22 protein-coding genes are annotated in these 26,398 nt (G+C 33.9%); 19 read left to right on the forward strand and 3 right to left on the reverse strand.

Features of this window, described 5'->3' with window-relative positions; all coding sequences use genetic code 11:
• The first annotated feature begins 652 nt into the window (after positions 1–652).
• The 4 genes from RTP52_RS04960 (at position 653) to RTP52_RS04975 (ending at position 5,446) form a co-directional block, all read left to right on the forward strand.
• Positions 653–2,887, forward strand: a complete 2,235-nt coding sequence (locus RTP52_RS04960; RefSeq protein ID WP_312369594.1) for an excinuclease ABC subunit UvrA — start codon at positions 653–655, stop codon at positions 2,885–2,887.
• Between the two features lie 703 nt (positions 2,888–3,590).
• Positions 3,591–3,806 carry a hypothetical protein gene (locus RTP52_RS04965; protein WP_312105677.1) on the forward strand — a complete coding sequence of 72 codons (216 nt, stop codon included), beginning with the start codon at positions 3,591–3,593 and terminating at the stop codon, positions 3,804–3,806.
• Positions 3,807–4,068: 262 nt separating this feature from the next.
• Entirely contained in the window at positions 4,069–4,284 is a 216-nt protein-coding gene (locus RTP52_RS04970) for a (2Fe-2S)-binding protein (RefSeq protein WP_312369597.1), read from the forward strand.
• A gap of 580 nt (positions 4,285–4,864) precedes the next feature.
• Complete coding sequence (locus tag RTP52_RS04975) at positions 4,865–5,446, forward strand: 50S ribosomal protein L25 (protein WP_312107241.1); 582 nt, start codon at positions 4,865–4,867, stop codon at positions 5,444–5,446.
• Positions 5,447–5,929: 483 nt separating this feature from the next.
• On the opposite strand, the gene RTP52_RS04980 is transcribed toward RTP52_RS04975, so the two are convergent.
• Positions 5,930–7,270, reverse strand: coding sequence for an MATE family efflux transporter (locus RTP52_RS04980; RefSeq protein ID WP_312369598.1), 1,341 nt, complete (start codon positions 7,268–7,270; stop codon positions 5,930–5,932).
• Positions 7,271–7,532: 262 nt separating this feature from the next.
• On the opposite strand from RTP52_RS04980, the gene RTP52_RS04985 reads away from it, so the two are divergent.
• From RTP52_RS04985 to RTP52_RS04995, 3 genes are all read left to right on the forward strand, one after another.
• Positions 7,533–7,991 (forward strand): Lrp/AsnC family transcriptional regulator, encoded by a 459-nt coding sequence (locus RTP52_RS04985; protein WP_312107239.1) that lies wholly within the window; start codon positions 7,533–7,535, stop codon positions 7,989–7,991.
• 227 nt (positions 7,992–8,218) lie between these two features.
• Positions 8,219–8,782: a GNAT family N-acetyltransferase gene (locus tag RTP52_RS04990; RefSeq protein WP_312369600.1), complete on the forward strand. Its 564-nt coding sequence runs from the start codon at positions 8,219–8,221 to the stop codon at positions 8,780–8,782.
• A 112-nt stretch (positions 8,783–8,894) separates the two neighbouring features.
• A complete protein-coding gene (locus tag RTP52_RS04995) occupies positions 8,895–9,068 on the forward strand; it encodes a hypothetical protein (RefSeq protein ID WP_312369602.1) in 174 nt (57 codons plus the stop codon).
• 155 nt (positions 9,069–9,223) lie between these two features.
• On the opposite strand, the gene RTP52_RS05000 is transcribed toward RTP52_RS04995, so the two are convergent.
• Positions 9,224–11,308: a sodium-translocating pyrophosphatase gene (locus RTP52_RS05000; protein ID WP_312107534.1), complete on the reverse strand. Its 2,085-nt coding sequence runs from the start codon at positions 11,306–11,308 to the stop codon at positions 9,224–9,226.
• Between the two features lie 218 nt (positions 11,309–11,526).
• Here RTP52_RS05000 and RTP52_RS05005 point away from each other — a divergent pair, with 218 nt between their 5' ends.
• Both RTP52_RS05005 and RTP52_RS05010 read left to right on the forward strand, forming a co-directional pair.
• Positions 11,527–11,868 (forward strand): hypothetical protein, encoded by a 342-nt coding sequence (locus tag RTP52_RS05005; protein WP_312106582.1) that lies wholly within the window; start codon positions 11,527–11,529, stop codon positions 11,866–11,868.
• A 256-nt stretch (positions 11,869–12,124) separates the two neighbouring features.
• Positions 12,125–12,901, forward strand: a complete 777-nt coding sequence (locus RTP52_RS05010; RefSeq protein ID WP_312369604.1) for a class I SAM-dependent methyltransferase — start codon at positions 12,125–12,127, stop codon at positions 12,899–12,901.
• 178 nt (positions 12,902–13,079) lie between these two features.
• Here RTP52_RS05010 and RTP52_RS05015 read toward each other — a convergent pair whose 3' ends face one another.
• Positions 13,080–13,271: a hypothetical protein gene (locus RTP52_RS05015; protein WP_312369606.1), complete on the reverse strand. Its 192-nt coding sequence runs from the start codon at positions 13,269–13,271 to the stop codon at positions 13,080–13,082.
• Between the two features lie 341 nt (positions 13,272–13,612).
• Here RTP52_RS05015 and RTP52_RS05020 point away from each other — a divergent pair, with 341 nt between their 5' ends.
• From RTP52_RS05020 to RTP52_RS05065, 10 genes are all read left to right on the forward strand, one after another.
• Positions 13,613–15,931, forward strand: coding sequence for a leucine-rich repeat domain-containing protein (locus tag RTP52_RS05020; RefSeq protein WP_312369608.1), 2,319 nt, complete (start codon positions 13,613–13,615; stop codon positions 15,929–15,931).
• A gap of 264 nt (positions 15,932–16,195) precedes the next feature.
• The gene (locus RTP52_RS05025) at positions 16,196–17,068 is read left to right on the forward strand and encodes an ROK family protein (protein ID WP_312369610.1); all 873 of its coding nucleotides are present in this window, start codon (positions 16,196–16,198) and stop codon (positions 17,066–17,068) included.
• Positions 17,069–17,117: 49 nt separating this feature from the next.
• On the forward strand, positions 17,118–18,422 hold the full coding sequence (locus RTP52_RS05030) for a 6-phospho-beta-glucosidase (RefSeq protein WP_312369612.1): 1,305 nt from the start codon (positions 17,118–17,120) through the stop codon (positions 18,420–18,422).
• 108 nt (positions 18,423–18,530) lie between these two features.
• Positions 18,531–19,400, forward strand: a complete 870-nt coding sequence (locus tag RTP52_RS05035; RefSeq protein WP_312101384.1) for a MurR/RpiR family transcriptional regulator — start codon at positions 18,531–18,533, stop codon at positions 19,398–19,400.
• 410 nt (positions 19,401–19,810) lie between these two features.
• Complete coding sequence (dcuC, locus tag RTP52_RS05040) at positions 19,811–21,166, forward strand: C4-dicarboxylate transporter DcuC (protein WP_312101389.1); 1,356 nt, start codon at positions 19,811–19,813, stop codon at positions 21,164–21,166.
• A gap of 81 nt (positions 21,167–21,247) precedes the next feature.
• On the forward strand, positions 21,248–21,664 hold the full coding sequence (locus RTP52_RS05045) for a GNAT family N-acetyltransferase (RefSeq protein ID WP_312369614.1): 417 nt from the start codon (positions 21,248–21,250) through the stop codon (positions 21,662–21,664).
• An 81-nt stretch (positions 21,665–21,745) separates the two neighbouring features.
• A complete protein-coding gene (gene rbsK, locus RTP52_RS05050) occupies positions 21,746–22,672 on the forward strand; it encodes a ribokinase (protein WP_312101394.1) in 927 nt (308 codons plus the stop codon).
• Positions 22,665–23,585, forward strand: a complete 921-nt coding sequence (gene rihC / locus RTP52_RS05055; RefSeq protein ID WP_312369616.1) for a ribonucleoside hydrolase RihC — start codon at positions 22,665–22,667, stop codon at positions 23,583–23,585. Before rbsK ends, rihC begins: the two co-directional genes overlap by 8 nt.
• A gap of 202 nt (positions 23,586–23,787) precedes the next feature.
• Positions 23,788–25,218: a C4-dicarboxylate transporter DcuC gene (gene dcuC, locus RTP52_RS05060; protein ID WP_312369618.1), complete on the forward strand. Its 1,431-nt coding sequence runs from the start codon at positions 23,788–23,790 to the stop codon at positions 25,216–25,218.
• A gap of 68 nt (positions 25,219–25,286) precedes the next feature.
• Positions 25,287–26,303: a LacI family DNA-binding transcriptional regulator gene (locus RTP52_RS05065; RefSeq protein ID WP_312369620.1), complete on the forward strand. Its 1,017-nt coding sequence runs from the start codon at positions 25,287–25,289 to the stop codon at positions 26,301–26,303.
• Positions 26,304–26,398 lie beyond the last annotated feature (95 nt).

Genomic DNA, 26,398 nt, shown 5'->3' on the forward strand with positions numbered 1-26,398 from the left:
TAATCTATAATAATTAACCATATATCCTTTTCGTTAGAGTCTTTCAATACACAATATTCTCTCTTTAGGATTTGTCATTTTAACAAGGCTAAGAAGTATAAAAGTCGCTGCCGATCATAGAAAGTATCTACATCTACAAAATTATTTTCGATTTGGTTATATTATAGTATGATTGTATAAAAAAGTAATTGTATATATTTGTTATTTATGGACAATAGTTGGTGATTATTTACAAGTATGAATTATAGGTGACTAATTCATACTAATTTTGAAAATATTCACAAGAGTAAAAATATGAAGTAATAAAACAAGTAAATTATAATGGGATACAATAGGAATAAGATAGTTTCTGGTATATGTGAGGATGAGAACTTAGGAATGAATTTTAAGAGAATATTGGTTAAGTAAATTATCGAAGGCTTACCTTGAGTCATATTTACAAATTGTATTGACTTATGAAGCGTAGTTGTATATTTTAGATTTAAAGTTAATTCAAATTGCTATGGGTCTAGGAGCCCTTTATGTCAGCTCATAGTAGTAAACAGAAAAAAATTATAAGAGTATTAGATATTGATAAAATTGAAAATATGAATCCAAGTATTGCAATTATATAGTCTTATTAGAGTTTTAATATAGAATAAGGAGACCAAATATGGAACATGATTATATTGAAATAGTAGGTGCACGTGCTAATAACTTAAAGAATGTCAGCTTGAAAATTCCGAAAAAGAAGATCACAATTTTTACCGGTGTGTCAGGATCAGGCAAGTCATCGATAGTATTTGAAACGATCGCTCAGGAAGCTGGCCGGCAGTTAAATGAAACCTTTAGCAAATTCGTTCAAGGTTTTTTACCTAAGTATGGTCATCCGGATGTTGATGCAATTGAAAACCTATCGTTAGCGATTATTGTTGATCAGAAGAGGATAGGCGGTAACTCGCGTTCAACTCTTGGAACAATAACAGACATCAATCCATTACTTAGGTTACTGTTTTCACGAGTCGGGCAGCCGCATATAGGCCCATCCTCGTATTTTTCATTTAATGATCCCAATGGAATGTGCAAGACTTGTGAGGGCATAGGAAAGATTGTTACGCTAGACCTTGATAAAGCATTGGATATAGAAAAATCGTTAAATGAAGGAGCGATTTTATTACCGGACTTAAAAGTTGGTACATGGCAGTGGAAACAGTATGCCTCAACAGGCTTTTTTGATTGTGATAAAAAAATTAAGGATTATTCGAAAGAGGAATATGACAAACTTGTATATCATAAACCGGAGAAAATCAAATCGGACAGCCTAGGAATAAACGTCACTTATGAAGGTCTTGTTGAGAGATTTATAAGACAGAACGTCAAAACCGAGTTTGAAAAATCAGAGGCGTCAAAGAAGAAAATCGCTCCGTTCACAACAGAAGAACGATGCCATGATTGCGGTGGCAAACGATATAACGAACGTACGTTATCTTCGAAAATCACGGGATATACCATCTCAGATTTGACGGCTATGCAAGTGGACGAGCTTCTGGAATTAATAAAAAAAATTGAGGATAATAAAGTAAAGCCTATTATTAAAAATTTGACTGAGCGGTTGAATGATTTAATTCAAATAGGACTCGATTATGTAAGCCTTGATAGAGAAACATCTACATTATCCGGTGGTGAATCGCAACGTGTTAAAATGGTCAAGCAACTTACAAGCAGCTTGACGGATGCAATCTATATTTTTGATGAACCAAGCATCGGACTACACCCAAGAGATGTTCACAGGCTTAACGAACTGCTGGTAAAATTGCGGGATAAAGGTAATACAGTGATTGTTGTTGAGCATGACCCTGATGTAATAAAAGTTGCCGATTATATTGTTGATGTCGGGCCAAAAGCTGGTGTAAGCGGTGGTAGGATTATGTTTGAGGGTAGCTATAGTGACCTTCTGAATGCCAAGACACTAACAGCAGAATATATAGGAAGGAGTCTGCCTATTAAGAGTAAGCCAAGGACAAGCAATGATTTTTTTGAAACAAAAAAGAGTAGCTTACACAATTTAAAAAATGTTAGTTTAAGAATCCCGAAAGGGATCTTCACTGTTGTTACAGGGGTTGCCGGTTCTGGCAAGTCTACGCTTGTTAATGGTGTATTTGCAAAGGAATTTACAGATGCCATTATTATCGATCAGTCCGCAGTCAGCGCAAATTTACGTTCAAATCCGGCGACTTTTACTGGGATTATGGATCATATACGTAAATTATTTGCCGATGAAAACAAGGTAAGTGCCGGATTGTTCAGTTATAATTCAGAAGGCGCATGTGAGGCATGTAAAGGACGGGGTTATATAGAAACGGATCTTTCTTTTATGGATTCTGTGGAAACCATCTGTGAAGAATGTGGTGGCAAACGGTTCAAACAAGAGGTTTTGGAGTATAAATATAATGGTAAGACTATTGTTGAAGTTCTTGATATGACAGTTGCAGAAGCGGTTGAATTTTTTAACCAAAAAGAAATAACAAATAAATTAAAGCATTTGGTCGATGTTGGCTTGCATTATATGACGCTGGGACAGCCGTTAGACACCCTTTCCGGTGGAGAATGTCAACGCCTGAAGCTAGCCAAGGAATTAAGTAAAAAGGGTAATATCTATATCATGGACGAACCTACAACTGGTTTGCATATGTCCGATATTACCAGCATTTTAAACCTCATTGACCGTCTTGTTAATAAGGGCAATACCGTTATTGTCATAGAGCACAACCTAGATGTAATTCGAAATGCTGACTGGATTATCGACGTAGGTGTTGAGGGTGGTAGTAGAGGCGGCCAGATTCTTTATGAAGGTACACCTGCTAACCTAAGAAACTGCAAGGAGTCAATCACTGCAAAATACTTGTAGTGAGTAACAATATAACCTTACAGAAGATGTCCCCCGCTTTTTAGCGAAGCAAAAGCGGGGGCTAAATTTAAGAATGTGGGCAATATCGTATCTTATATGGTTCAATTAAGTAATACTTGCAATAGCCTTCTATTGAAATAGCTTTCTTTGCAATCAATATTTATAATTTGGAAGATTTTAATATTGAAAATAGTTTTGTAAAGATATACAATTTAGGAGTAAAATGTTATTACAGTGAAATAATTACATAAGAGAAAGTTGAGCTTGAGTTATCGGGGATGAATTTTACATATCAGAATGTCAAAGTTGAGGAGTGGAAATGGAGAGGAATCCCTGTGTGGTCTCATGATGGGATGATCTGTACTGGGGAGGCTTATAAGAACTCCGTGAAAAGTACATTCGCTAAAGGAGCATCACTATAAGACCCGACGTTATTTTTAATTCAAGTCTTGATGGAAACACTAGAAGAGCTATTGATTTTCACAAGGGAGATGAGGTGAATGAGGAGGCACTAAAGAAGCTAATCCGTGCTACCATTGCTTTAAATAAATCAAGTTATAAGACATCACGAAAAGGGTGATTGCTTATATCTAATAAGATTCTTAACTAAGGATTATACTAAGTACGGAAGAAAGCTCAAGAGTTTTTGATAAACTAGAAAAGTATAAAATATGTTATAACATAAAATTACAGGGGGAAAACAATGATGGAGAAATTAAAATCATTTGGTTCAGTTTTATTAATATTAGGTATTCTTTCTATTATATTATCATTCTTAAACTTGCAATTTAAAGCTATGAACATTTTTGGGGAATATAAAAGATATGTAGAGGTTGGTAGTATTGTATTAGGGGTATTAATTCTCATAATTACAAAAGTTTTCGATAAGGGCAAGAACGAAACAGAAGATCACAATTAATTGATGTGCTAAAGTCTTTGCAATACTGCTGTTTAAGCATTGTTGCAAAGATTTTTTAATTCATATGACAAAATTGCTTTAAAATTTCTTATGATTCAAAAACGCTCCGTTATAAAATAAAACGTAATCCTGTTGACATAGTACAAGGAAAGAATTATAGTATTTAAAATAAGTTATAAACCATGATGACGATATAAATAAGAACATACATCTATAGATGGTTACAAGATAAATCAATAATTATGAAGGAGATGAAAACGCTATGTCAGAAGAAAATCAAGATATATTAGACAAATACACGAAAGTTTGTATATGTAAAGCAATTAGTAAAAGCACTATGAAGAAGGTAATCAAAGATGGTGCTGATACTTTAGAGAAAGTTCAAAAGGCAACATCAGCAGGGAGCGGAAGTTGCGGAGGAAGACGATGCACTCCTAAAATTTTGCAATTGTTGGATGAGAATAAACAAGAACAATAGAGTGAAATGTAAGGATATATAATTAGAAAATATAAATAAAGTAAAAGTTAAAATAAACCAAGCATATTATGCTTTGGTTTATTTTTTTTACCATTTGCTATTTGAAATTTTTTAAAAGTGTTTTTAGATATTTTTAAAGACTTTTTATTAAGTATAGCGAAAAAGAGTCGTAGAAATGCAAACCACACAGAGAAAATAGAATTCCAAAGGGAGAGAGAATTTTTAAAATGTCTACTTTTTAATACTTAAATTATCTGAAAATAAAAATTGGACTTGACTATTTACAGAAATATATTATAATGAATGAAACGTAATATTTACGATTTAGAGTGAGAATTAAATTTATTGCATAATTAATTTCAATAATTAAAAATACATAATAAAAATTGAGAAAAATATTTTATATTAGAAAAATAACTTCTATTTCTTTTGCATTTCTCTGAATTATTATAGAATAATCTGAAATTAATTAATAGATAATTCAAATTGAATTTAATACTTTGGATATTCATTTAAAAGTCTAGAAGGCTTTTGAGATGATAATTTCAATATATAATATTATTAAGGAGGCTTTTTTAGCATGCAAGAAACCGCAATATTAAACATGGTACCAAGGACCAGCACTAGCAAGGGTGCGAATAAATTATTAAGGAAGAATGGGTATTTACCAGGTAATATTTTTGGTAAAGGAATGGAATCTATTTCGATAGCTGTTAAGAAGGATGAATTTAGAAAATCATTAAAAGAATACGGTAGAAACGCTGTATTTAAGCTTGTAGATCCTAATAGTGAAGAATATACAGTAATGGCAAAAGAAATCAATGTAGCACCTCTTATTAATGAAATCTCTCATTTGAATTTTCAATTAGTTTCACTTTCAGAGGCGGTTAAACAAGAGGTATCTTTTAAAATTATTGGTTCAGAATTTCTTGAATCAAAAAGATTACTTTTGAATAGTCATGTAGATTCGATTCCAGTATATGGATTACCACATGATATTCCTCATGAAATAGATATTGACGTGTCTACTATGGAGTCTGGTGATAGTATACTCTTCAAAGATATTAAACTTCCAGAAGGAATTACTTCCGAAATTGATCCAGAGCTAAAAATTATATCAGTAAAAGGATCAAAAAGACAAGAAGTAGCTGCGAGTGAATAACAAGATATAAATTGAATATTGTAAATCCATAATCTTAGACATGAATTGTCATTATGTATATGGTAATTTTAGAGCTTCTCCGGTAACGGAGAAGCTTCTTTTTTCGTTCATTGTACAATATCCTTCTAGCAAGAAAGTTAAAACTTATAGCTACCAGAAGGGGTAACAGACGAAATAATTTAGATTGACAATATATGGAATTAAAGATAAGATAGTATTAATGGTCATCCAAAATATAACAAATGAGGAGGTGAGACAAATGGGAGATAAGAATCCAAAAAAAGCTCCAAAAAAGAAGGGTTCCGCACAATCAACAGCGGCATCAGCTTCAACAAAGAAAAAATAAGATACAAGGATTCCCTCTAGATGTGAAGAGGGAATCTTTGTGTTTATAGAATAATTATCGATATAGAATAATATTCGATATAGAATTATTATCGATATAAAATTATTATCGAAATCCGAAAATTACGAAATCGGTTATTAGAAATTACTAGATTTTAATTGATATCTAGTAATTATAATACCAATAATGTCTGCCAAGGCCCAACCAATTGGGATAGATGACCATACACCAACTATACCGATGAAAGACACTGAGGAAAGAATGTAAGCTAATATAACTCTCGTACCAAGACTAACTATAGTAAGGACAATTGAAATACCAGGTTTACCAAGTCCTCGAAATAAACCATAGAACATAAATAAATACCCGATTAAGCAATAAAAACCAGCTACTATCCATAGGTATTGAATACCTATCTTTAATATTTCAGTTTCTTCTTTATTAATAAATATGTACATTAAGGGTTTTGCAAATAATAATATGAAAACTGAAATAAAGATACAATAAATTGTAATTATTTTAACAGCAGAGCGTATTCCGGTGCGAATACGTTCTTGTTTTTTTGCTCCCATATTTTGCGCAATAAAGGTAGAAAATGCGTTACCAAAATCCTGTACTGGCATGTAAGCGAAACTTTCTATTTTAACTACTGCTGCAAAGGCTGCCATTGTTGAAACACCAAAGCTATTAACCAACCCCTGAATCATTAATATTCCAAAATTCATTATAGAATACTGTATGCTAGAGAGGATGGAGTAATTTGAAACCATTGTTACAACATTTTTATTTAAATATAGATGTTTACGTTTTAAACGAATCTGAGGAACATGAAACAAACAAAAAATTGCTATACCAATTGCTGAAAATCCTTGTGCAATAATCGTAGCATAAGCTGCACCAGAAATACCCATACCAAATGGTACGACAAAAATGATATCCAGTACGATATTAATAACAGCAGATATTATTAGAAATACAAGTGGAATGATGGAATTACCCATGCTACGCATAATGGCACTAACATAGTTATAAATATAGGTAAAACCAATCCCAAAAAAGATAATCTGCAAATAAGTCTTCGAATTACTGAGAACTTCTGTAGGGATATTGATAAAGGTTAAAATTTCATCAATAAATATAACTGAGAATAAGTTAATTACAATGGTGACAAATCCAATAAAAAGAAAGGATGTAAAAAAACTGTTTTTTAATTTGTCAATTTCGTTTGCACCAAAATTTATAGAAAAAACTGCACCACTGCCCATGCAAAATCCGATGATAATCGAGGTTAATAAAACCATAACTGTAAATGAACTACCTACTGCAGCGAGGGCGTTGGGTCCTATAAATTTACCAACAATAATAGTATCAGCAACATTATATAATTGCTGAAAGATATTCCCTATGATCATGGGGATGGCAAAATTAATCATTGTTTTTGTTTCATTACCATTAAGAAGATCTTTAGTAATTTTCATTTTTACATATAATATTCCTTTCCACTATTTTTTAGTTAAACAATAAATAAAACAATAAAACAATAAATAAAAAAAATAAATTAAACAAGTTTTGGACTCTTGTTTCACTATGTAATCTAAAACTTACATTATGTAATATATTAAGATTATCATTAGTTCCTAAATATGTCAATATCAGTTAATCAAAAGAAGGTTTCTTGTTTTTACAACCATTAAATGTTATTATGGATGGAAGTAAATTAAAAAATAGGGGTGTGAGTTCATGTATTTAAATGGATTGGATGAGATAGATAGAACAATTATTACATTACTTACTAAAAATGCTAGAATGAGTTATGTAGATATTGGTGAGGCTGTCGGATTATCCCGAGTTGCTGTTAAAACAAGGATTTGCGCTTTAGAGGAAAGAGGAATAATAGAAGAGTATACCACCATTATTAATCCACAAAAAATAAGCAGTGCTGTGTCATCCTATTATGAGGTAGAAATAGAGCCTAGATATTATCAAGAAGTGATAGATATTTTAGAAAAAAATGATACGGTTACACAAATCTATCAAGTATCCGGAAAAAACAAACTTCATGTTCATGCAGTAGCAGAGGATAATGACGGAATGGAAGTATTTTTAAATAATGTTATGTATAAATTACCGGGAGTTTTATCATTAGACTGTAATATAATTCTCTCAAGAATCAAGGATATTAAAGGACTGAGATTATAGAGATTAGTAGAAAAAAGGAATGACTTTTTCTAAGGATTTGGAAGTGTATTCTCAATAGACAGAAAGAAGTCGGATACGTTTTACAAAGGTGTTGACGAAGAAGCAACGTCAGATTCTTGAAATTTTCGGCGCGGATAAGAAAATTGTGAACAGCGTACAAGAGGAATGAACAGAGTGCATTATGGTAGAGTTGCCACGGATTTATTTTCAATAGAATGGAGAATATTATGCTAAATCATGTCGGTACACAAACATTAGAAACGGAGCGTTTGATTCTCAGACGATACGTTTGCAGTGATGCATCAGATATGTATTGTAATTGGGTGACAAACCCGGCAGTAAGCAAATTTTGGGGGTGGAAGCCCCATGAAAATATTGAAGAAACTCAATCCCTTCTGATTGAATGGATTGAGGAGTATAAAAATACCGAAACATATCATTGGGTAATTGTGCTTAAAAACAATTCACAGGCTATTGGTTATATTTATCTTAATGCGTTCGATGATGCCGATAATTGTGAGGTGCATTTTGCATTAAGTCAAAAATATTGGAATCAAGGTATTATGTCGGAAGCATGTAAGGGTGTCTTAACATTTGCATTTTCTGTTTTGGGCGTTGAAAGTGTACATACACGGCATCATATCGACAATCCGGCAAGTGGACGGGTAATGCTAAAATGCGGCATGAGGTATATAAAAACAAAATACAAAAAAGTTTCTGATTGTGAACAAATCAGCGGTGATTTTTGTTTTTATGAAATTTCAAAAAACGATAAGCATTTCATCAACTAATTAGGATGTAATGCGGGTATTTTTGTTTTTGTATGCACTATCCTTGTGCGGAATTTAGGTTATATTTGATTTCATTGTAATTATTCTTAGAAACTATGATTGGAGTCCTTATGTGCATAATGAGTTCAAATTTAGGGCTGTTTATTATGCTAAAACGGAATCTATTTCTAATTTTACAGAAAATAATGAAATATCAGACTTAGAAATGTGGTCTCCTGATGATGAAATTAAAGACTATAATGTTATAGATTTAGCTATTATAAAAGAAATTTTAGAATTGAGATAATCTCCGAACATCCTATCTAAAAAATGTTCGGAGATTATTAAATTTGTTACCTCTATTAAATTAATGTCATCCTTGATTTTTACATTACCGATGAAATCATATTTTGACTTGGTTGAATTCATCAAATAATTACTTTTGCCACATGCTTTGGATAATTATAGTATATAGCTAGCAACAATAAGTGATGCAAAAACTATGGATACCATGGAAGTAAGTTTTATTAAAATGTTAATTGATGGACCTGAGGTATCTTTAAAAGGATCTCCAACGGTATCTCCTACAACAGCTGCTTTATGTTGATCGCTTCCTTTTCCATTATGTGCACCTTGTTCAATAAACTTTTTGGCATTATCCCATGCCCCACCTGAATTAGCCATCATAACAGCCAGTACAAAACCTGTTACTGTATTTCCTGCTAGAAGACCTGATACACCTTCTGGACCCATTATAAATCCAACGACAATAGGGATAATAACAGCAATCAAAGCTGGTGCAATCATGAGTTTTTGAGCTGACTTTGTACACATATCAACACAGGAAGCATAATCTGGTTCTGCTTTTCCTTCCATAATCCCAATGATAGATTTAAACTGACGTCTTACTTCTAATACAATTGACTGTGCCGCTTTTCCTACTGCATTCATGGTTAGTGCAGCGAAAAGAAATGGTAACATTCCTCCTATAAACAGTCCTACCAATACTTTAGGATTCGTGATTGTTAGATCAAGTTTTAATTCTGGACTAATCTGATGGATCTTATCAATGTAAGAAGCTATCAGTGCAAGTGCCGTTAAGGCAGCGGAACCAATCGCAAATCCTTTTCCAGTAGCAGCTGTTGTGTTTCCTAATGCATCCAATGCATCTGTTCTTTCTCTTACGGATGCATCCATATGTGTCATCTCTGCAATTCCGCCAGCATTATCAGCAATCGGACCATATGCATCAGTAGCTAGTGTTATACCTAAAGTGGATAACATGCCAACTGCAGATAATCCTATACCGTAAAGTCCAATATTAAAGTCATTTATACCTCCAGTAGCGTAGTAGCTAACAAGAACTGAAATTCCAACGATTACTACAGGCACAACAGTAGAAAGCATACCAAGAGATAATCCGCTAATTATAACAGTAGCAGGTCCTGTTTCACTAGAATCAGCAAGTTTTTTAGTTGGTTTATAAGTATCAGAAGTAAAATATTCGGTTATAGCTCCAATTAAGACTCCTGCAATTAATCCTGAAAGAATCGCGACATATAGGCCCATTTGATCAGGAAGCAATAGTTTGATAACAAAATAAGATGCAATAACGATGATACCAGCACTGATGTATGTACCTGTCCTAAGTGCCCTAAGAAGATTCTTTTGAGAAGCACCTTCTTTGGTTTTAACAAAAAATGTACCAATAATAGAAGCTACTACCCCAATTGCTGCTAGTAACATTGGTACAGAAACACCATTGATACCAAATCCTGCGGCAACAGCTAGAGCTGCTGTAGATACAATAGAACCTACATAAGATTCATAAAGATCAGCACCCATTCCTGCTACATCACCAACATTATCACCAACATTATCAGCAATAACTGCTGGATTACGAGCATCGTCTTCTGGTATGCCTGCCTCTATCTTACCAACAAGATCAGCGCCTACATCAGCGGCTTTCGTAAAAATACCACCACCCACTCTGGCGAAGAGAGCCATACTAGATGCACCCATGCCGAAGGTTAGCATATTCGAAGTGATTTCTGTAATTCGTTCGCTATCAGGAAGGTTATGGAATACTGCATTTAAAATTACATACCATATAGAAAGATCTAAAAGACCAAGACCAACTACTGTAAATCCCATAACTGAACCAGCAGAAAATGCTACTCTGAGGCCTTTATTTAGGCTCTTTGAGGCTCCTTCTGCGGTTCTATTGTTAGCCATAGTAGCGGTATGCATTCCAATAAAACCAGAGAGACCAGAAAAAAATCCACCTGTTAGAAAAGCAAAAGGTGTGAAAAAGCTTAAGAAACCACTAAATGCCATAACGATTAATATACAAAAGACTACGCCGAAAAATATAGCCACTCCTGTATATTGCCGTTTTAAGTAAGCTTTTGCACCTTTTCTTACAGCTGTTGAGATTTTTATCATTTCAGCTGTACCTTCCGGTTGCTTTTTAACACGTAGGAACATGCATAAGGCAAAAATAATGCCTAACAATGATCCTGCTGCAACAAAATAAATAGCATTCATAAAATGCGCCTCCTAATTTCATTATTACTAATCTATATATATGTTTAATAAAATAGGAAATACCAGTACTATATACCAAGTAAATATTTTTCTATGTTATCGCTAGGACATGCTATTTAGATACTCCTACTTGTTCAAGATTAACTTATACCAATGTGCTAGATTAAGAAACAATAATATTTCGTAGCATAAGATAATAAATAAAAGGATTAATATCCATGTTCAGTACAGAAAGGTATGAAATATCGTTTACTGGTATAGAGGATAATAGATTTAATTTAGATACTGTAACTAACAACTGGAGGATTGCGGCGGAAACTGTAAATAGAGAAACAGGACTTTATATTAATGCACAGATCAGTGAGAGAATGATTGTATGTAATAATTGCTGTGTATCTGAAAGAGCCATTGTAGCGAATGTTACCAGAAATCCGATAAGCGAGAAAAATGATAGTTTTTTCTATGTAGTATTACAGGAAGTTGTTAACCTAACTAAGGCAGCAGTAGGTAATGTGTCAACAGTAATAGTCAAGGTTTTAGTTGATGTGTCGATATTATAAAATTTATAGCTTCAACATAAGAAAGAATAAAAATATTTTACCTATTACTATCAACTACCTTGTAATCGAGGTAGTTGATAATTGGTTAAATGTGTATTATACTATGATAATCATAGCTGGTTATACTGCTTATGCGTTATAATAAATAATTTATTTGAAAGGGTGATTTCTTATGAAGTATACAATATTAGAAAGTTTGGAATATATGAGGAGGGCGACTATATTTTAACCCTCCTATCAGATGGAGGATAAGAAATTGTTTAAAGAAAAACCAACTATTTCAAAGTGGATAGCTGATATGTATGAACAAGATGCAACCGATACTAACGATGTCGAATTTTTACTATCAGTGATAGGTCCGAAACCAAAGCGTATTCTTGAGATTGCTTGTGGGAGTGGTCGAATTCTTGTCCCTTTAGCAAAAGCAGGTCATGTTGTTACAGGATTAGATTTTGATTCTTATATGCTAAGTAAAATAGAGTCGAAAACGGAGGGACTAAGCAATATTTTTTGGTATAAAGCTGATGTTATTAATGATGACTGGGGTAACGATTATAATATTGTAGTAATCGCGGGAAATTTTTTGTTCAATATCATTTCTGACATGGACTATGAAAAAGCACAGAAGTTACTTATTGATAAATCAGCTAAATCACTGGTATCTGGCGGTATTATCTATATTGATTATGGATATACTTTACATCCCGAATATTGGTTTGACGATCCGAGTGAACGTGTGATTTGGGAAGGAACAGATAGTGATGGAAATACAGGTAAAATGATACTGTTTGGTAGTACATTTGACAAAGAAACTGAAACTGTAAAATCTATACGCAGGTTCGAACTTCATTGTATAAGTGGAGAAATAATCAAACAAGACATCGATGTTGTAAAACATTTTGCTACTCTTGAGCAAATACATTCTTGGTTATCTTCTACAGGTTTTATTATTGAAGAAGAATACGGGGATTACAATTGCAATCCTATTAGCGAAACTACAAGCAGAGCTATTATTAAAGCAAGAAAAATATAAAATGTTTTTAATTATAAAACCTAAACTAAGTAAAGTGAATACATATATAAACTACTAATCATCCATATGAACTGAACCCAAAATGTTGGACAGTTAGAATTAGCAACTAACGAGGATTGAGCTCTGTATTGCACAGGACTCAGTCCTTTTAGTTGGTAATTAATTATACTAGTACAAACTATTTCTTATTGTTCATAATATACTCTTCAACGATGATAATATCAATGAATGGTATTATCGGCGCTAATCCGGCAAGACCGTCCTTTTCCAAAACTTCTTTTGCCACTGAATTCAGAACATCACTGCTGTATATATTTTGCTTACTGCGATGGGACTGTTCAATGAGTCTAGCCAACCACAAAAATTGCATATTAGGTATCCCAAATGGATATGAATAGTTCAACCCATATAACGTGGGAATGTGAATATCATTTAGTAGAATTCAAGTAATAATATAACAAAAATTTACATTGTTAGTTGAATTAAAAAGTAGTATTGTTTTAAAGGAGATTGAAATACAACATGATATAAGCATAATTCATGACAAGGAAATGTTCACGAAGCGTACTTTTTCTTGTTTAATAGATAAGTTGCATAATTGTAAAAGTTAATTAATATGTCACTATCTACTACATAGAAACAAAGTCGGATTGTTAATTTACATTTCTAAAAATTATAATATTAACCTAACATAATAGAGGAGGAGATTTGATGAAGAGAAATGATTTCATTAATAATAAATACTGTAAAAAATACAATAAGGATAAGTTTATGAAAAGATTACTTAGATCATGTATTTGTTTTCTTATAATAACGATATTCCTAATACAGTCATTACCCGCTAAGGCAGCAGAAAATACCTCAAATGACAACGCCATTGAAAATAACACTGTTAAAGTAGGAAATCAAAAGAGCGGAGAACTTCATGCATTTTATCCTTCGAACGCAGTATTTTCCGAACAGATGAAAAAATACATAGACAAATTAGATTCCATAAGTTTTGCTTGGAGTAGAATAGATGCAAAAGATTCTGGTTGTCTAAATACTGTGAAAGGTCAAAATGGTAACTATGGATTCTATTATCCAAATGATTATCTTCAACCGTTAGAATATGCAAAGAGTCAAGGAAAATCAATCCAGCTAAATATTTATATGGATGGTAATGATGGTGCGAAGTTATTACCATATGCGAATGAGCGATCAGCTATGGTGTTAGCAATAGTAAATGCAGTGCAGACAGATGTTTCGCAAGGAGAAGATATTTACTATGATGGTGTGGTAATTGATTTTGAAGGGCTTCGCAATACAGATGGAAATGGTAAACCTATTCTCTATAATGGAAAGCCAATCAGCACGTATTATACACAGTTTTTGATGGAACTTAGGAAACAATTTGATAGCATGGGTAAAAAACTTTATGTAGCAGTAAATCCAGCTTTTTATTACGATGGTTATGATTTTTCGAAGATACTTGATGTAGCAGACCGTGTAATTGTCATGGCTCATGACTATGAACCAATACAAAAGCTACAAAAGAATCAGATAGAGCAGTACACAAGCTATAATGTTTTAAGCCCCACCCACAGCCTTGCACCGATACAAATGGTTAGAATGGCTTTAAACGATATAAAGAAAGCAGCTTCTGATACCTCAGAGCTTTCTAAAGTTTGGTTACAGATTACATTTGATGCTGCTCAGTGGCAGTTTGATGTAAAAAGTGCAAAGGCTTGGGATGACCTGCCGGATACAACCTTAAGTAGAGGAGGAAAGATTACCCCGTTGTATAAAACAATAAAGGCACGAGTCGATAATTCGGATGGATATGGGCAGAATTTAACTTATGGATATAACAATGAATTACAAAGTCCATACATTCAGTACTTTAATTCCTCTAACAAGACTTGGAATGTCATAATCTATGAAGATACTTCTAGTATTCGTGCTAAGATTGCATTAGCAAAATCTTATAAGCTTGGCGGCATTTCTCTTTGGAGTCTTGCAAATATACCAGATTATAATGATACGAATGGGAAGAAGTATCATTTGAATGCTTGGAACACAATAATAACAGAAATGAATTCTTATGATAAATTACCGGCGGAAAGCAGTAAATATATTAGTTTTGCAGATCCTTTCGTAGAAAAGGCAGTTAGAGAGAAACTTGGAAAAGTATCAGGAAAAATATCGGAAGAAGAGCTGTATGGCATATATCGATTGAAGCTACCGAAAGGGGTAAAAAGCTTAAAAGATTTGAGTAAACTAACAAATCTTGAGTATCTGGATGCCGGACAGTTATCGATTAAGGATATATCAGCTATAGGTAATCTGACAAAACTACGTGTACTTTACCTTCAACGTAACATGATTTCTGATATAAATGCTCTTAAAAAATTAACTAAGCTAGAGGTTCTATCCCTAAATGGTAACCAGATTGAATCCGTTAGTGCATTGTCAACATTAACAAACTTGCGAGAGCTATATATACGTGAGAATAATATAAAAAATATATCCTCTCTAAATAAACTAACAAAACTGGTAGTCTTAGAGGGTGGGAAAAATAGTATACAGAATATTGACAGTCTTAAAAATCTGAAAAACCTCAAGTCTTTGATATTAGATAATAATAAAATCAATGATATCACTGGGTTAAAGACATTGACTAATTTAAAGTACTTGGATTTATCAAATAATAAGATTTCTTCAATAAATTCGTTAAAAAATCTGAGTGGATTGGAACGTTTATACCTTCAAAGAAATTCCATCAGTGATATCAGCGCAATTTCCGGTTTGAAAAAACTAAAAGTATTATCAATGAACGGAAATAAAATCACTGATGTAAAGCCTTTAACAAAGCTTACTCTTCTGGAAAAGCTATATTTAAAGGATAATAAGATTAAAAGTATTACTTCTTTAAAAGGACTTGTGAACCTAAATGAGCTATATTTAATGGGAAACAGTGTGACTAATTATAGTCCTGTTAAAACTATGTATTCTAAAAAGGGGTTTATCTGTGATTTTAAGATGAAATAAGAGATTAAATAAAAAACAGCCAATTGGCTGTTTTTTTTTGTATAAATTTATCCAAAATACCAGTATTATAAAAAATAAGGTAAAATATAATTTCAAAAATAAAAATTATAATGAAATAAAAGATTGAAATTGTATTGACATCATTGGGCAGATTGTATAGAATACAGACAGAAAGAGAATTATTTTAATGAAAATCAACTAATTGCAACTGTGTATCATTTAAATTAATGATATTTAATAAAATTTTGAAAGGAGTTTATATTCTTGAAAAAATATCTAACCATGGATATAGGTGGCACCTTTATCAAGTACAGTATTATGGATGAGGATTTCCACGAAGAACACCCGAAATCTGTTCCGACAGAAAGGGATCCGGAACAATTTCTAAAACAGTTACTGTTAATTATTGCGGAAAATACAGAGCCCATCGACGGCATTGCAATCAGCATGGGGGGATTTATCGATCCCGAAACTGGGTTAAATACGGATTATAGTGTTGGCGCGAATTTTACAAGATATAATTTAAAGGAAAAGCTCTATGAGCTGACCGGATATCGAGTGGCTGTTGAAAATGATAGTAACTGTGCTGCTCTGGCCGAATTGCATCTTGGTGCTGGCAGGGACTGTAAGGATTTCTGCATGGTTACCGTTGGAACCGGAATTGGCGGGGCAATTATACATAATAGAGAACTATTCCGCGGCAGAAATTTTAAAGCAGGAGAGTTCGGGTTTTCTTTAATTGGAAAGGAAACGAAGGATAGCAAATGGAACTATAAGGCTGCTGCTGCAACCTCTACCTTAGTGAGGAGGGTATCTGAAGCATTAGGACAAAAGGTGGATGGAATTTATATTTTTGACCATCTAGACCAGCAGATCATTCGTGAGATTTATGAGGAATGGCTGGAGGATTTGGCAATAGTAATTGGCAATTTGGCAGTTTGTATGGATCCCGAGAAAGTAATCATTGGTGGAGCGATAAGCATTAGGGAAAGATTCATCAATGACTTAAAAAATCGGGTATATGATATTCATCAGCATTTAGAAAAGTACACGAAAATAGAAGCATGTACATTAGGTAATAATGCCGGAAAAATAGGTGCACTTCTTCAGTTTTTCACATTGTATGGTAACATATAAATTCATTTTGAAGTAAATATAAATAAAAATACATAATGGGAGGTTTAACATGAAGGACGGTATTAAAATCGTAACAATCGGCGGTGGCTCTAGCTATACGCCAGAATTGGTGGAGGGTTTTATCAAACGTTATGATAAATTACCCGTAAGAGAATTGTGGCTGGTAGATATTGAAGAAGGAAAGCACAAATTGGAAATTGTAGGTGAACTCGCAAAACGCATGGTGGAAAAGGCTGGATTACCTATGAAGATTTATACCACTCTGAACCGCAGGGAAGCACTTAAGGATGCTGACTTTGTCACAACACAATTGCGCGTCGGATTACTAGAGGCCAGAATCAAAGACGAAAGAATTCCACTCAGTCATGGAATGCTTGGACAGGAAACAAATGGAGCCGGTGGCTTATTTAAGGGACTTAGGACTATCCCCGTACTTCTGGATATCTGTAAAGACATGGATGAACTATGCAACGATGCATGGTTGATTAATTTTACGAATCCAGTGGGAATGGTTACTGAGGCAATTAATAGATATTCAAATAGGAAAAAAGTAATCGGATTGTGTAATTTGCCGATCGATATGCATAAAGCCATCGCTAAAATTTTGGAGAGACCGACAGAGGAAGTCTTTGTAACCTTTGGAGGACTGAACCATATGGTGTTTGTCACCGGAGTTTATGTAGACGGTGAAGATCGGATGGATGCTGTTATGGATAAATGGGGCAGCCAGACGGTTATGAATATTAAGGGAACGGAATGGTATATCGGCTTTATGAAGGAACTGGGTGTCATTCCCTGTTCCTATCACAGATATTACTATATGGCAAAGGAATATCTGGAGGAAGCAATTGAGAATTATAAGCAGAACGGAACCAGGGCTGAAAAAGTTAAGAAAATTGAGGAAGAATTATTTGAATTATATAAGGATCCCGCTTTAAATGAAAAGCCTAAACAATTAGAGAAAAGGGGTGGTTCCTATTATAGTGATGCTGCCTGCAATCTGATATGCTCAATCTATAACGATACCAAGGATATCCAGGTTGTGAATACGGTAAACCGCGGTGCTCTGGCTAATTTGGAGTATGAAGAGGTTGCAGAAATAAGTTGTATGATCACAAAGAATGGACCGGTTCCGATTTCGGTTGGAAAATTACCTAAGTCCGTAAATGGATTAATCCAGCAGATTAAATCCTTTGAAGTCGCAGCTAGCGAAGCCGCGGTAACCGGTGATTATGATAAAACACTACGTGCCATGATGATTAATCCGCTTGTTGGTTCCCAAAAGTATGCCATAGAGGTACTGGATGAATTGCTTGAGGCTCACAAAGATTATCTACCACAATTTCATCGGTAAAAAGTCTATATAAATTTCAAAAAAATAGGCTGTTTTGAAGCCTGATATTAAAACCATTAAGCCAAATAGTATTAAAACTAAATAATATTTTACTGACTGGAGAAACGTATGATTATAGGGGATACCAATATTTTAATTAAAATCAGGGAAATTAAGGACAGTCTTACACCGGTAGAACAGAAGGTAGCTGACTGTATATTAGAGTACCAAAGAGAGGTTCCTAAAATGTCAATCAAGACATTGTCAAGTATAAGTGGAACGAGTGAAGCTTCTGTTTTGAGGTTTTGCAAAACTCTAGGCTTCACAGGGTATCGAGACTTTATCATCAGCGTGACCTCCTCGCTGGTAATGAATGTTGAAGAAAATTCGGAAGAAGATTCCTATACAGATCTCCAACCGGGAGATGATTTTCCAGTTATCATTCGAAAGATAGCTAAGAATAATATACAATCGATAGAGGATACCATTAGTGTTTTGAATATTAATGAGGTGATAGCTGCTGTTAAAAGCATCCAGAAGGCAAGAAGAATCTATTTCTTCGGAATAGGAGCCTCCAGTCTAGTTTGTACGGATGCGGTTCATAAATTTCTTCGTATCAATAAGGAATGTTTTACTTGGGAAGACAGTCATCAGCAATATGCGATGGCCACTCTGCTTACAAGCGATGATGTGGCAATACTGGTATCAAACTCAGGTAAGACCCAGGAAATTGTTGATATCATGGAAATCGCGAAAAAGCAGAAAGCAAAAGTAATTGCAATAACCAGATACTCAAAAAGCATTTTGGCGGAACGGGCGGATATCGTTTTAAGTATATCAACCCCAGAGATTATGATCCGTAGCGGAGCTATGGGATCAAGAATTGCTATGTTGACAATCGTCGATATCCTGTTCTCATGTGTTGCCAGTGCAGATTATGATGTAATTAAAAAATATCTAAAAAAGACAAATGACATTATCAAAGAAAAAAGAAGATAGGGCGTGATTTCATGACCGATAATGTGGAGAGTTTCTTAAGGGAAAGCATCAAAATACACCGGAAGACATGTACGGCAGGTATTTCACAACCTGGCTATGCTTCAATAAATGGCCCGAAAAGATCATAATATATTTCATTGAATTAATAGAAAAAAGCGTCGGTATTTTGAAATAGAATACCGACGTTTTTTTTGGCTATTTATAATTTTAAATTTACAATAAAAGTTAAATGTTTTAGGAAAATAGCACAAAAATTTAGTATTAAAAATGTTATATTTAACAAAGTGGTTAAACGTTTTAACAATTTTATTGACAAGCATACAAAAAAATGATATTTTAAAATTACAAATTGATAAAACGTTTTATCATAATTACTAAATTATTAATCTTAAAAAGAGAAGGAGAAAAATATGGTCGAAATTATTATTTCAATCGCAGCAATCATATTGCTTACAGTGCTAATTGTAAAAAAATACAATACTACAATAGCACTACTATTTTGCGGTATTATTCTTTTAGCTGCAGCTGTAATACTAGGACATCCAGTATTAGATACAGAAGCTTCGACAGGACTTGCACTACTTGATATTTTCAAAAATATTGAAACGGCTTTCTTAAGCCAATTAGGAAACATTGGTCTAACACTTATGACTCTGATGGGATATTCCACCTATATGACCTACATTGGTGCAAACGATAAAACCGTTCAAGTCATGTTAAAACCGTTAGGAATGATTAAGTCAAAGTATATTTTAGTACCAATTATCTTTATATTAGGTAACTTATTATCCTTAGTAGTTCCAAGTGCATCAAGCTTAGGTGTATTATTAATGGCTACATTATTCCCAATTCTTACAAGAGTAGGTATGAGCCCATTGACAGCAGCAGGTATCATTGCAACTACTGCAACTATTATGCCAACTCCTCTTGGAGCAGATAATGTAATTGCTGCTGAAACATTTGGAATGAATATTATTGATTACGTTGGAAAGCATGCGATGATTTCCATACCTTCCTTACTTCTTATGGCAATTGCTCATTATTTCTGGCAAAAACGTTGTGATAAGAGAGATGAAGCAAAAGGTGTAGCATTTAAAACAGAATTAAAAGGTCTACGAGAAGATTTACCTTCCACTGTGTATGCTTTATTACCGGTGTTACCTTTGATTTTAGTAATTGTTATAAATCTAGGATTTCCTTCCCTGAAGGTTGGATTGGTTACCATAACTTTCATCAGTTTATTTGTTTCAATTATCTTTGAAGCTTTTAGAAAGAAAAATATTGCTAAGGTTACGCAGGATGTTCAAGAATTCTTTAAAGGTATGGGTACAGGCTTAGCATCTGTAGTATCCATTATGGTTGCAGCAACAGTTTTCGTAAATGGATTAAAAGCGTTAGGTATTATTGACATGTTAATGGATTCCGCAAATGGGCTAAAGGGAGCAGGAATCATTATGATGTTAGCTTTCAGTGGAATTACCTTTATTATTGGCTTAATTAGTGGTAATGGGTTATCGGTATTCTATGCTACCGTAGGAATAATTCCAAGTGTGGCAGCTGCCGCTGGAGTATCACCAGCGATGATTGCATTACCAATGCAGATGATTGCTAACTTAGTACGTTCGATTTCTCCAGTTGCTGCTGTTATTGTAATTGTAGCATCATCTACAGGAGCAACACCAGTTCAGTTAGTGAAGAGAACAAGTGTACCAATTATAGTCGGTACGATTAGCTGTTTAGTGTTATCTTTTGTCTTATTATTTTAACCTAAATGAGCGCTGAAAAGCGCTCATTTTTAACACAAGTATCGTGTATCATGATAACCTGACAACAAAGTGGGTGATAGAATGAATATAGAGATTGTTGACAATGCATTAACTCCAGAAATATATATTGATGTCAGAAAGCAAGTGAATTTTAAATATTATGAATATGACGATGTAAAAACTGCTCTTGAAAATACTCTTTATTCCGTAGTGATATTTGATGACGGAAAACCGATTGGGATTTCAAGAATTGTTGGTGATGGAAGAATCGTTTTTTTTATCAAAGATGTCGTGGTTATTCCGGAATACCAAAAACTAAAGATTGGTTCCATGTTGATGGAGAGGATAGAGCAGTATCTTTCAAATACAGCATGCGATGGTGCTTATATTGGATTAATGTCCACACCGGGACAAACTGAATTTTATAAAAAGTTTGGTTTTATTGAAAGACCTACAGCAGATTTCGGACCAGGTATGGTAAAATATCATAAGAAATGATGTGCTTGACTGGCAGTATTGATTACTTGACAAATGCAATTGCGAGTAAGCAGTTTTAAATAGTAAAGAGGTGACCAAAATATGAAAAAACTAATTGTGTTAGGCAGTCTAAACATGGACATTTCAATTCAAAGTGATTATATGCCAAGAAGCGGTGAAACTATGAATGGATATGGTTTCCTAATGAACTCAGGTGGTAAAGGCGGCAATCAAGCCGTCGCAGCTGCGAAACTTGGTGTAGAAGTGAAGATGATTGCGAATGTTGGAAATGATATATTTGGAAAGCAATTATTGGATGACATAAAATCATATGGAGTGGATGTCTCAAATGTTGAGATATCAAAAAATGTTTCTTCTGGTGTTGCGATGATAACAAGATGTAACAACGATAATCGAATTATCTTAAGTAATGGTGCAAATCATACACTAGATTTTGAAACAATAAAAGAAAAGTTGGAAAAGATGACGAATCCAGGTGACATTTTTTTAACTCAATTAGAGAATGATTTTGAAGTAGTAAAAAAATCAATTCAATTTGCAAAGGAGCTTGGACTTTATACTATTTTAAATCCTGCACCTGCAAAGGTTCTTGACGATAGTTTTTATAAGTATTTAGACTTAGTGATTGTAAACCAAAGTGAATGTGAGCTGCTAACTGGGATTTATCCAGAGGATGAAAAATCTTATCGTATTGCCTTGGCGGTATTTCACGATAAAGGAGTAAAAGCAATTATAACCCTTGGTACAGATGGAAGTATTACGAATTATACTGGTGGTTATGAGTATATTACCTCAAGAAAAGTAGAGGCAGTAGATACAACAGCAGCGGGAGATTCTTATATAGGAGCTTTATGTCGTTACTTAATTTATGAGAAAGATTTCGTAGAAGGCTTAAGATTTGCTTCGGATGTCGCAGCATTAACCGTAACTAAAAAAGGTGCTCAAATCTCAATACCTTATTTTAATGAAGTAAAAGAATATTTTAAGGAGGATCGAAATTATGAATAAAAGACCAATAATTATTGATACAGATCCAGGCATCGATGATGCTTTAGCAATAGCAATAGCGCTATATGCCAATGAATTAGATGTGAAATTAGTAACTACGGTTGCAGGAAATGTAGGAATTGATAAAACAACTTACAATGCATTACGCTTATTAAAGTTTTTTGAAAAAGAAAGTATACCTGTTGCAGTAGGTGCAGATAGGCCACTTATTAGGCCATACGAAGATGCTAGTTATATTCATGGTAAGAGTGGTATGGAAGGTTATGACTTTGAAGACCCTACGGTTACCCCTATTGCTGAGAATGCTGTGAATGCCATGAGAAATATCATCATGGAGAGTAAAGAACCAATTACAATTGTTGCAATTGGACCATTAACTAATGTTGCTCTTCTAATAAAAGTATATCCTGAGGTGAAAGAAAACATCAAAGAAGTAGTTATGATGGGTGGAAGTTTAACCCGTGGTAATAAGGGGGTTATGTCAGAATATAACGTAGGTGTTGATCCAGAAGCTGCATATATCCTTTTCCATAGTGGATTAAACATTACGATGGTAGGTTTGGATATTGGTTTGAAAGCACTAGTATTACCAGAAGACAGTGAAGAAATAAAAACAATGAATAAAACTGGAGAAATGGCGTATTGCTTATTCAAAACATATCGTGGCGGAAGCTTTAACACGGGCTTAAAAATGTACGATAGTACTGCGATCGCGTATCTGCTTGCTCCTGAAATCTATGAAGTTGTAGATACCTACGTAGATGTTGAGCTTGCTGGCTCGATGACTGCTGGATGTACCGTAGTTGATTTAAAAGGTTATTTGAAACAACCGAATAATGCCAAAGTTTGCATTGACGTTGATGCTAATAAATTCCGTGACTGGTTCAAGGAATCGATACGTAGATGTAATTAGTAAGAATTAACGAGTCAAACTTGATAAAAAAACAACTGGGATAAAGCTAGTTTATAAGAAAAACACTTTCGCACCCATTTATTCATAACAAGGAAAAGTTCGCGAAGCGTACTTTTTCTTGTTTATACCGTGCAGTGGCACGCAGATGGGAGCCAAATATGATTTATACGTGTACTAAAGCACGTAGATGGGAGCTAATCATATGAATAACGTTATCATGTATAGTATTGCATTAATGTCTGTTATTGTTGTGATTGTTATGCTTATTAAAAAGATGGATATCAAAATAACTATGTTTGCAATGGGTGTTATTTTAATGTATATCGCAACATTTATGGGTAACACAATTGGTGGTGAAGGTTTTAAATCATCTGGCTTGACTTTCTTAGATCCATTACTTGTCATCATCAATGAATTTAAATCTTCACTTAATTCCGCTGGTTTTATCATAATGATTTTAGGTGGTTATACCGCGTATATGTCAGCAATTGGAGCGAATGAAGTAACAGTTCATACACTAACGAAACCAATTAAAAAAATTAAGTCAGTATACATTTTAGTTCCTGTTGTTTTCCTTATTGGAAATTTACTTTCCTTAGTGATACCAAGTGCATCTAATTTAGCAATTATTCTGCTTGCTACATTATATCCAGTACTTCGTGAGGCGGGCATGTCACGTCTTACTACAGCAGCAGTAATTGCAACAACTGCGACGGTTATGCCAACTCCTTTAGGTGGTGATAATGTCGCAATTGCTACAGAACTTGCGAAATACCCTGAATTTGCTGGACTAACAGTATCGAATTATGTTTTAAAATATCATGCAATAGTATCGATTCCAACCTTAATTGTTATGGCAGCAGTACATTTCTTCTGGCAAAAGTATTTGGATAAAAGAAACGCAAGCCATATGGGAAATGAAGTAGATATAGAGGCAGCAGAAATAGAAGCTACAAAAGAAATAAAAGGTGGCATGCTATTTCGAACTGTATATACCATATTACCGGTATTTCCTATTTTATTGCTAATCGCGATTTACTTATTTGATACCTTTGCAGGAGTTACAGTAAATGTAAGCGTTGAGCTAGCCGCAGTGTTTTCTTTTATAATCGCTATCTTTTGTGAAGCAATACGTAAGAAAAGTACAGCAGAGGCGCTGAATAAAACGGAATCCTTTTTTAAAGGAATGGGAAGTTCCATGCCAATCGTAGCCTTATTGGTAGCTGCGACTGTGTATGTTTCGGGTTTAAAATCAATAGGTTTAATATCATCCCTACAAGCTACAATGCTTGAGATTCAAGGTTCAGGGTTAGGTTTTATCTTGCCATTAATTCTTGTTGGATTAACCATTTTAATCGTTTTACTCAGTGGAAGCGGTACCGCATTATTCTATGCGTTAGTACCTCTTATGATGCCTTTGGCTACTGCCGCTGGTATCAATGCACTGGCTGTTACGATACCGATGGCGTTAGCAGGTAATATCATAAGAGCGGTATCTCCTGTAGCAGCAGTAGTTATGATTGTCGCAGGTACCGTTAAGGTTAGCCCATTAGATATTGTGAAGCGAACTTCGTTACCAATGATTTCTGGAGTTATCTTCATGTTTATCTTGTCTATGATTTTATTCTTATAGAATAGACTTTTCCTATGCTCGTGTGTTACTATATATTGTAAAGGTTTCTTTGTCCGGAGGTTATAGAAATGAAAGTTACAATTAAAGATATAGCACGAGAAGCAGGAGTTAGTGTCGCAGCAGTTTCTTTAGTGTTAAATCATAAAGATTGCAGAATTGCTGAAGATACAAAAAAAAGAATATTAGAAGTTGCTGAAAAGTATAACTATACAGTCAATCAACAGGCAAGAAGTTTGGTAACGAAAAAATCCAATGTCATCGGGTTAATTATACCTGATATTGAGAATATCTTCTTTTCATCCTTATCAAAGAAAATTGAAGAATACTGCCGTAAAAAAGGATACGCAATGATGATTGTTAATACAGATGAGAATCCAATGGCAGATATTGAGCTTTTACATCTGTTGGTTTCCAGAGGTGTTGATGGTATTCTTTATACTCCAAGTATTGGAACAAAGGAAGACTATCAAAAGATTAAAACCTATTTAGAAACAATACCAATCCCTTATGTTATGGTTGACCGATATTTGGATGATATTAATTGCAACAAAGTATATATTGACAATATTAATGGATCTATGCAAGCAATTTCAATGTTAGTAAAAAGTGGACATACCAAGATTGGTTGTATAGGATATGCTGTATCGAAATCTGCCACGAACTCTCGTGTAACTGGCTATATAGAGGCTATGAAACAATTTAACTTGCCAGTTGATGAGAAGTATATTTATGATGGTCAATACAAGATGATTGGTGGATATAATGCTGGAAAAGAAATTGTAAAGACTGATTTAACAGCGGTGTATAGTTGTAATGATATGATGACACTTGGATTCCTTAGATGCTTAAGCGAATGTGGCAAAAAAGTACCGGAGGATTATTCGATAATAAGCTATGACAATACACTGCACAATTTTGTAGTAACACCAAAGATTACAACGATTGATCAAGATTTAGGTAAGCTTGCGAGAAACTCCTGTAGATTATTATTTAAAAATATAAATGATGAAGCAGGTGAGCCAGAAGTTATTTGTCTATATCCTCAACTACTTATTAATGAGAGCGTAAAAAAGTTAAATAATTGATGCTTATTCGCACCAATATAGCAAAAAGAATTTTAGGATTTGTTAGAAATTTTTGATCCAGACATTTTAATGAGATATTTCATTATTTTCTTACT

It is taken from the genome of Lachnoclostridium sp., assembly GCF_031997925.1.
Taxonomy (GTDB): Bacteria; Bacillota; Clostridia; order Lachnospirales; family Lachnospiraceae; genus Lachnoclostridium.

Excerpts from the sequence above, each read along its gene's own strand:
- RTP52_RS05045 (WP_312369614.1), top strand. The coding sequence starts at position 21,248 with ATGAATATAGAGATTGTTGACAATGCATTAACTCCAGAAATATATATT.
- dcuC (WP_312101389.1), top strand. The coding sequence starts at position 19,811 with ATGGTCGAAATTATTATTTCAATCGCAGCAATCATATTGCTTACAGTG.
- rbsK (WP_312101394.1), top strand. The coding sequence starts at position 21,746 with ATGAAAAAACTAATTGTGTTAGGCAGTCTAAACATGGACATTTCAATT.
- RTP52_RS05035 (WP_312101384.1), top strand. The coding sequence starts at position 18,531 with ATGATTATAGGGGATACCAATATTTTAATTAAAATCAGGGAAATTAAG.
- RTP52_RS04960 (WP_312369594.1), top strand. The coding sequence starts at position 653 with ATGGAACATGATTATATTGAAATAGTAGGTGCACGTGCTAATAACTTA.
- RTP52_RS04980 (WP_312369598.1), bottom strand. The coding sequence starts at position 7,270 with ATGAAAATTACTAAAGATCTTCTTAATGGTAATGAAACAAAAACAATG.
- RTP52_RS05020 (WP_312369608.1), top strand. The coding sequence starts at position 13,613 with ATGAAGAGAAATGATTTCATTAATAATAAATACTGTAAAAAATACAAT.
- RTP52_RS05065 (WP_312369620.1), top strand. The coding sequence starts at position 25,287 with ATGAAAGTTACAATTAAAGATATAGCACGAGAAGCAGGAGTTAGTGTC.
- RTP52_RS04970 (WP_312369597.1), top strand. The coding sequence starts at position 4,069 with ATGTCAGAAGAAAATCAAGATATATTAGACAAATACACGAAAGTTTGT.
- RTP52_RS04990 (WP_312369600.1), top strand. The coding sequence starts at position 8,219 with ATGCTAAATCATGTCGGTACACAAACATTAGAAACGGAGCGTTTGATT.
- RTP52_RS05015 (WP_312369606.1), bottom strand. The coding sequence starts at position 13,271 with ATGCAATTTTTGTGGTTGGCTAGACTCATTGAACAGTCCCATCGCAGT.
- RTP52_RS05030 (WP_312369612.1), top strand. The coding sequence starts at position 17,118 with ATGAAGGACGGTATTAAAATCGTAACAATCGGCGGTGGCTCTAGCTAT.
- RTP52_RS05005 (WP_312106582.1), top strand. The coding sequence starts at position 11,527 with ATGTTCAGTACAGAAAGGTATGAAATATCGTTTACTGGTATAGAGGAT.
- RTP52_RS04975 (WP_312107241.1), top strand. The coding sequence starts at position 4,865 with ATGCAAGAAACCGCAATATTAAACATGGTACCAAGGACCAGCACTAGC.
- RTP52_RS04985 (WP_312107239.1), top strand. The coding sequence starts at position 7,533 with ATGTATTTAAATGGATTGGATGAGATAGATAGAACAATTATTACATTA.
- dcuC (WP_312369618.1), top strand. The coding sequence starts at position 23,788 with ATGAATAACGTTATCATGTATAGTATTGCATTAATGTCTGTTATTGTT.
- RTP52_RS04965 (WP_312105677.1), top strand. The coding sequence starts at position 3,591 with ATGATGGAGAAATTAAAATCATTTGGTTCAGTTTTATTAATATTAGGT.
- rihC (WP_312369616.1), top strand. The coding sequence starts at position 22,665 with ATGAATAAAAGACCAATAATTATTGATACAGATCCAGGCATCGATGAT.
- RTP52_RS05000 (WP_312107534.1), bottom strand. The coding sequence starts at position 11,308 with ATGAATGCTATTTATTTTGTTGCAGCAGGATCATTGTTAGGCATTATT.